This is a genomic window from Pseudomonadota bacterium (assembly GCA_022361155.1).
In the GTDB taxonomy this organism is placed as follows: domain Bacteria; phylum Myxococcota_A; class Polyangia; order Polyangiales; family JAKSBK01; genus JAKSBK01.
Genome location: JAKSBK010000429.1, coordinates 1 through 6,454, shown reverse-complemented (window position 1 = coordinate 6,454; position 6,454 = coordinate 1). Strand labels below are relative to the sequence as shown.

Annotated in this window: 7 protein-coding genes; 1 reads left to right on the top strand and 6 read right to left on the bottom strand. The window is 64.4% G+C overall.

All coding sequences use genetic code 11. The features are described from left to right. Positions 1–468 precede the first annotated feature (468 nt). From cas2 to MJD61_16510, 5 genes are all read right to left on the bottom strand, one after another. Positions 469–759, bottom strand: a complete 291-nt coding sequence (gene cas2, locus MJD61_16530) for a CRISPR-associated endonuclease Cas2 (GenBank protein MCG8556868.1) — start codon at positions 757–759, stop codon at positions 469–471. A gap of 6 nt (positions 760–765) precedes the next feature. Further along, positions 766–2,688 (bottom strand): CRISPR-associated endonuclease Cas1, encoded by a 1,923-nt coding sequence (cas1, locus tag MJD61_16525; protein MCG8556867.1) that lies wholly within the window; start codon positions 2,686–2,688, stop codon positions 766–768. 91 nt (positions 2,689–2,779) lie between these two features. Next, a complete protein-coding gene (locus MJD61_16520; GenBank protein MCG8556866.1) occupies positions 2,780–2,980 on the bottom strand; it encodes a hypothetical protein in 201 nt (66 codons plus the stop codon). Further along, positions 2,974–3,771 (bottom strand): hypothetical protein, encoded by a 798-nt coding sequence (locus tag MJD61_16515; GenBank protein ID MCG8556865.1) that lies wholly within the window; start codon positions 3,769–3,771, stop codon positions 2,974–2,976. The genes MJD61_16520 and MJD61_16515 overlap by 7 nt, the downstream gene beginning before the upstream one ends. After that, positions 3,768–4,640, bottom strand: a complete 873-nt coding sequence (locus MJD61_16510; protein ID MCG8556864.1) for a hypothetical protein — start codon at positions 4,638–4,640, stop codon at positions 3,768–3,770. Before MJD61_16510 ends, MJD61_16515 begins: the two co-directional genes overlap by 4 nt. Positions 4,641–4,956: 316 nt before the next feature. Here MJD61_16510 and MJD61_16505 point away from each other — a divergent pair, with 316 nt between their 5' ends. Continuing rightward, positions 4,957–5,418 carry a hypothetical protein gene (locus MJD61_16505; protein ID MCG8556863.1) on the top strand — a complete coding sequence of 154 codons (462 nt, stop codon included), beginning with the start codon at positions 4,957–4,959 and terminating at the stop codon, positions 5,416–5,418. Positions 5,419–5,709: 291 nt separating this feature from the next. Here MJD61_16505 and MJD61_16500 read toward each other — a convergent pair whose 3' ends face one another. After that, positions 5,710–5,949 (bottom strand): type II toxin-antitoxin system HicB family antitoxin, encoded by a 240-nt coding sequence (locus MJD61_16500; protein ID MCG8556862.1) that lies wholly within the window; start codon positions 5,947–5,949, stop codon positions 5,710–5,712. Positions 5,950–6,454 lie beyond the last annotated feature (505 nt).

Genomic DNA, 6,454 nt, shown 5'->3' with positions numbered 1-6,454 from the left:
GTGCTGCTCGCTTCAATGGGGCCGTCGCTCGTTGGCGACGGAAACTTGATTCCCGGGCTGTAGCGGTGGTCTACGTCAATGCTTCAATGGGGCCGTCGCTCGTTGGCGACGGAAACAAGGACCAGTGGACGCGAGTTTGCTCGGATGCAGTGGCTTCAATGGGGCCGTCGCTCGTTGGCGACGGAAACCAGTGCCTGGACTTTCAGTCCCACGTGCACGGGGACAGCTTCAATGGGGCCGTCGCTCGTTGGCGACGGAAACAGGTCCCCGGAGATCGTTGTGATTTCGCTGGTTTGGGGACCGGACTGCGAGCGATGGTAGAGACTCGTGCGTGGTGGCTGCAAACCGCGGTGGATGAGTTTGGTGCGAGCTGCATATCTATTTGTTTTTCAAAGAGCGATCTCATATGCGAGCGGTGCCTGGGGAGGTGGCATAGCTGCGCCGCTCGCTGAGCCGGACACGACGACATCATACGATCTTGGCGCCGCGATCGCGAGCGAGGAAAGGACGGCCGAGCGATTCGATGCAGTTGGAGCCGCGGCCGCAGGTGGGACCCGTGTCGATGAAGAGGATCTGGTCTTCGCGGTGATGGATGACGCGAGCCAGCTCGGCGCGGAGCTGCACGAGCATCATCGTGGTGAGCTCGCAGCGGAAGACCGAGAACTGAAGGTGCTGGCCGTACCCGCACATGATGCGGAATACGCGCCTCAGGCGCTTGGCGTCCGAGATGTCGTAGGTGACGATGAACGCCTGACTCATCGCCGGTCACCGGGTGCGGAACGGCGGGTAGACGTCGATCTCGCCCAGTAATAGCCGGCACAACAGACGAGCCTGCACCTCCAGCACGCGGCGATAGCTGATTCGGTAGCGAAATACCGGATGGGTAATCACTTCGGCCATGCGCCGCTCGTGGGCCTCGATCACGCGCCTCCGGGCGGCCGGGCGCAGGGCTACGCCGGTCATGGAGGAGAGGAAATCGCCCGGCGCTACAACCTGATTGTTGAGCACGTTGATGACGACCGAATCCGCGATGAGCGGGCGGAACTCTTCCATCAGGTCCAGAGCCAGGGCAGGTCGGCCGAAGCGGGGTCGGTGGTAAAAGCCGAGCAGCGGCTCGAGCCCAGCCGCTCGCGTCGCGAGAACGAATTCCTTGGTCAGCAGCGAGTAGGCAAACGACAGGAGGGCGTTTACGGGGTCCTTCGGAGGACGACGGTTGCGTCCCTCGAGATCGAACTGCAAGGATCCGGTTCGGCTTTTCAGCATCCTGGTGAACGCACCGAAATAGATGCGCGCAGCCGTGCCCTCGATGCCAAGCAAGGTCTCGACGGATGCCGACTGCGAGGCCTTGCGTGCCAAATGCCTGAGCGCCAACAGCTCCCGGTCGACCCCGCTCGCGTTGCGGCGAAGAAGGGTCCGGCAGTTGAGGATCTTGGAGCACACGAAGCCACGTGCCAGGCGCGTACAGGTGGCCTTTTTCGTGGCCATGGCGTGCTGCGCCATGCGCAGCTCGATGTTGCTGCTCCCGGCGCCAACCGCATGCCCCACGAACCAGCCGCCGTAGGTGAGGAAACAGGCAGGGATGCCGCGCTCCATCAACGTGCGCAGCGCTTGCGTGCTTATTTGTACGTTGCCCCACACGGCTACGTGTGAGATGTGGGCCAGGCCAACCCGGTTCTGGGATTCCTTGCCGCGAACCATCAAACAGTAGCCGTCGAGTCCGATCCGGGCGCCCTGCTCCTGTACGTACAGCGCCTGCCGCTCTTGCCGGGCTGGAAGAAGCGGGCGCACACGTTTGGGCAGCACGTCTGTGCCCGCGAGGGACCAAGGGTCGGGATCCAGTGGGCCCACGAGGTCCGGTGCTGCTTTCGTCAGCTGTTCCATTTCTGGCTCGGGGCTTCCGCCCGCCAACGCTCGCAGCAGCGTGACTTCGTCGGGAAGGCAGACACCCACCAGCGAGCAGCCGCGGCACTTCGGGCTATCGACGAGCGGCGGCGGCAGCTCGCCCAACGTAACCAGCTCGCGAGCCCGATCGACCGCCGCCAGCGTCGTCGCGATCAAGGCATCATCGATGCCAATCTCCAGTCTTCGTTTTTCGCCCGCGTAGTAGATGAATGCTTGCTCGCAGCGATACCCGTGTTCCCGGAGCAGCAGCACTTGCGCACAGAGTTGAGCGCGCTCGGGAAGATACGCCCCCTCGACGACCTTGGGACGCTTGCCGCGCTTGTACTCGATTGGGCTGACCGAGCCATCGGCGTCGTGGTCCACCACGTCGATCTTGGCGGTCAGGCCCAACCTGGCCGAGCTCAGCCACACCGAGCGGGTCTGATGGGGCACGGACGGTCCGTCGTCGGGACCCTCGGTAGTCCTCGGCGTGCCTGGGCGATCGGCCCGCGCATGGACGGCTCGACCTTCGACCGTAAAGGCATTGTCCACGAACTCCCCTTGCGACCACTCCAGATACATCAGCCGCGGGCAGTAGAGCACCTCGTTGACCATGCGTGCCGGCACGAGCTCAGGCGCCGCAGCGTCCACTCGAGGCAGGGTTTTGGCGCGGCCCCGCTCGGCACCAGCCCGAGGTCCGGTGGGAGCCGACTCGGAGCCGCCGACCTGCGACAGTGCGGCGGCGCCAGCGACCGAAGCGTCGGCCTTGGAGCTAGGAGGGGCACGGCTGGCGTCATCGTTCGGCACTCCGTACCAGTCTACGGGCTCCCCGTCTCAGCTTGTGTGAGACACCCTGTTCGAGAAAACTGGGAACCGCTCAAATTGCGCCGTCGCTCAGCTACCCGGCTGCCTGCGACTCGAGCTCGGCCGCGTTGGATACATGGGTGGCACGACGGATCCAGGCTTTCAGCTGCTCCAAGTCGGGGCATGCGACAATGCGCTGTTCGACGTCTCCGAGCGCCTCGGCCATCACGTTCCCGGGCAAGGGCAAGGGAAAGGGCAGGGAAAGCACCCCGGGATGGTCGAACGAGTTTACCATGAACCAGGAGTGAGGACTCGGTGAAGCTCGAGGCGTTCGGGGCTTGCTCCCGAGGTGATCGCGGGGAGTGGCTTTGGATGAATTCGCAACGACGCCCGACCAAGTCCGTAGCGTGTGGTGGCCGGAGCCGGCCGGGGCCTGAGCAGTTGGAACGACGGAGGCGACGGCACGGGCCGCCAGCGGGTGATGGACGGCGCGAGCTCGTCTTCGCGTCCGTCGCAGTCGTAGATCTCTTTTTTCTCAATGCAAATGCGAAGATTGTCGAGCAGTGCGTCCTCGTAGGTCGTGTAGGCCGTCGTGGTTTCGTCCGCCGCGCGAGTCGACATGATCGCGTACACGACGCCTGCCACCACGCTGGCCACGATGAGCGTACCGCCGAGCATCAGCTTCGGCTTGCTGAACTCTTCGTTGTTTTGGCTGTTCGTGACCAACGTGTGCATCGTGTAACCGAGACCGGTCACGAACAGGGGAACACCGGAATAGGTCGCCCTCGTTGCCCACTTGCGGTTGCTCGCGGCCGTTTTCGCGGCGCTGGCTGTGGGCGAGTCCGGGGCAACCACGGGCAGCAAGTCTTGGGGGTAGTAGACGCGCCGGCCATCGTTGAGCTGCAAAAAATCGACGCTGGTCTTTACGCCTCCCTGGTAGGTGGAGCTCATGACCTTGGGAAGCAGCTTGCGCGCCGCCGCTACGCGCTCGCGAAGCGGCGCGGTGCGCGGAGGAACGCGGAGTTGAACGTGGCTGTGGCAACCCGCACACGCGAGCACGACCAGCGCGCTGGCAATCGCTTTCATGGCCTGCCTCCTTCCAGAACCGGGCCTCTCTCTTCGCTCGCGCGCTGGTTCGCGGTGCTGAAGCGCATAGAAGGATAGGCAGCGTAGGGGTCGTTGGACGCGAGCTGAAGCCGTAGTTCGTCTTCGTCTTCGCCATCCGCACTGCAGTCGGACAAGTCTCCCTCCTCGGTCTCGCACAGACCCAGGTAGTCCCGCAGCGAATCCTCGTAGGTGCCGAACGCAGTCGACATCTCCGCCCCTTCGGCGCTTTCCAAGAAGTGCTGCGCGATGTACGCGACAACGCCAGCAGCCAGGGCGCCCACGCCGGCGTACCTCGCCGTCGAAGAGTCCGTACCCAAGGCGAGCACGGCTCCACCGAGGCACAGCGTGCGGCCAGACCAAAGCGTGATTGTCGACCACTTGCGCCGAGCGACGGCCAGGTCGGCCGCGATAGCCGCTGGGGAGGTGGGGCCCACCACCGGTTTGACGTCTTCGGGGTACTCGACCACAGAGCCATCCGCCAAGCCGAGTGAGTCGATCGCCGAGATGGAGCCGTAGCTGGAGTACGTTTGATGGACAGGTTTGAGTTTACGAAACGCCGCAAGCCGACGCTTGAACGGCGCCGACGGATCCGGCGCCTGAAGCGCAATATGCGCGCGACACCCACCCACTATGCTGGCCGCTAAGGTCAGGCTCATTCCGAACACGAGCGTGCGCCAAACGGCACCCCGGCTGCACGTGAACGCGACCTGCACGCGGCTCGTTGTCACCGAGCCGTCCGCAGACGCGCGGTGTGTTGCCGGCGAACGGCGACCTCCGATGCCCGGTTTCGCGGCATGCACGCCACTGCCCACGCCACTCGATGCCCGCCGTATCGACGTTTCAGCCATCCTGCCCCTCGGCCAGACACAGGCCCAACCAGCTCGACCCGCCCTTGCGGATTAGACCTGGCTGGCTTCCTATGTACAATGCTGCGAAGCGGAACACAAGCCTGGGCTTCGCGTCCCCGGCGGCGGGCAGGAGGGTGTGCAGTTGTCCAAGTGTTCGATCACAGCATGCGCGCCGGAACGCGCGTGGAGCCGGGGGCTGATGCTGACTGCCATCGCGTTGGCATCCGGATGCCATGCCCATGTCCGTCTCTCCGCCCCGGGGCCCACGGCTCCCGTCGAAGAGCGGCTCTCGGCCGCGCATAGGCTGAGCCCACGCATGTGTCGGCGGACAGGGGGCGGCACAAGGCCGTGCGACGCGACGTTTCTTCAGCTGGCCGACGGCAAGCGGGTGTACCACGCACTGGATCTCTTGCCGGTTGTCGCAGAACGATCGGGCACCGCCGCGGCCGCGCGCCAATCCGCGCAGCTGCGTACGCTGTCGACCCTGGCCGCGGCCGGCGCCGGGCTCGCGTTTGCAAGCTCGATCTACTTTGGGATCGCCCATGTTGCTCGTGAACAAAGCATCCACGGGCCGCCGGAAGCGGACAAGCCCCTATTCGGCTTCAGCGGCATCACGCTGAGCATTGTGGCCGGGGCAGCGGCATCCCTCGCATACGTGGTGCTGATGTCGCAGCATGGGAAACACCAATCCAGGGCCTTCACCGCGTACGAGGCCTCGCTGCTCCATCGCATGCGGCTATGCAAAGAGGACGGGGAACTCGTCGATTGCGGTCCGTGAGCCCCGTGCGGCCTCCGTGCCTGCCGCTCACTCTACGCTACGCCGACTGCGAAAGAAGAGTTCTATTATGACACCCAATTCAAACTTGCGTCGCGGCGGTCCCCTCGCCGATGCTGAGGTCGCGACCAGGTGCGCAGACCCGGCAAGTCCGAACGCGACCACCTCTGCGTGTATGCCCGGTGTCTTTGACCTGAGCCGATTCGCCGAATCGTGTTTCCAGCGCAGATGAGGGTCCGCGGGGGCACAGACTAGAGCACGGAGTGCCTTGGAGCGGCGCGACTCTATTCCGGTCTATTCCGGGCCAGCTCCCGGGTTGCGGGTGGGCACGTACGGGCGCAACGTGTCCAACAGCCCGACGGGCATTGGATGCTCAAGCGTCAACTCGATGGCTTCGCGGGCGTTCGCAAGCGCCTCTTCAACGGTATCGCCCTGACTGTAGCAGCCAGGCAGCGCGGGCACGACCGCAACGTACCCACCGTCGGGATCTGGTTCGAGCACAACGCTGTAATTGCGCAGCGATGTAGCAGGCATGTTTCAAGTGTAGCCTGTCTAGCCCGCATCGGTCACCAACTTCGAGCCCGATCGGTCGAGGTGTCCACGATAAGTAAAACGAGAACCAGGAACGAGGGCTCGGTGAGCGCAAGGCGTTCGGGTGAACGCCGCGGGCGCACCCGCGGTGCAAGTAAAATGGGTGTCAAGATTAACTTCCGCAGTTCTGCTCTGCTCCGAGCACGATCCAAACCCGCAGCTTCCCGGCGCGCTAGTTTCGCGGGCCCTCATCTGCGCTGGAAAACAGGATTCGCCGAATCGGCTCAGGCCAAAGACAGCGGGCATACACGCAGAGGGTGAGCTTGCATCGCGCTCACCGGCCCGGCGGCTGCCTGCATCGTCTACAACAGGCGCGGCGTCTCGATACTCGACTTCCGGAACCAGCGTACTGCAGCCGAGCATGCTCAGCGCCAAGGCCGTGAGCACCAGCAGATGGGTAGGTCTGCGCATGGTCCGCTGCTCGCATCGTACTATGGGCGGTCCGGGG

Excerpts from the sequence above, each read along its gene's own strand:
- MJD61_16515 (MCG8556865.1), bottom strand. The coding sequence starts at position 3,771 with ATGAAAGCGATTGCCAGCGCGCTGGTCGTGCTCGCGTGTGCGGGTTGC.
- cas2 (MCG8556868.1), bottom strand. The coding sequence starts at position 759 with ATGAGTCAGGCGTTCATCGTCACCTACGACATCTCGGACGCCAAGCGC.
- MJD61_16500 (MCG8556862.1), bottom strand. The coding sequence starts at position 5,949 with ATGCCTGCTACATCGCTGCGCAATTACAGCGTTGTGCTCGAACCAGAT.
- MJD61_16505 (MCG8556863.1), top strand. The coding sequence starts at position 4,957 with ATGTGTCGGCGGACAGGGGGCGGCACAAGGCCGTGCGACGCGACGTTT.
- MJD61_16510 (MCG8556864.1), bottom strand. The coding sequence starts at position 4,640 with ATGGCTGAAACGTCGATACGGCGGGCATCGAGTGGCGTGGGCAGTGGC.
- MJD61_16520 (MCG8556866.1), bottom strand. The coding sequence starts at position 2,980 with ATGGTAAACTCGTTCGACCATCCCGGGGTGCTTTCCCTGCCCTTTCCC.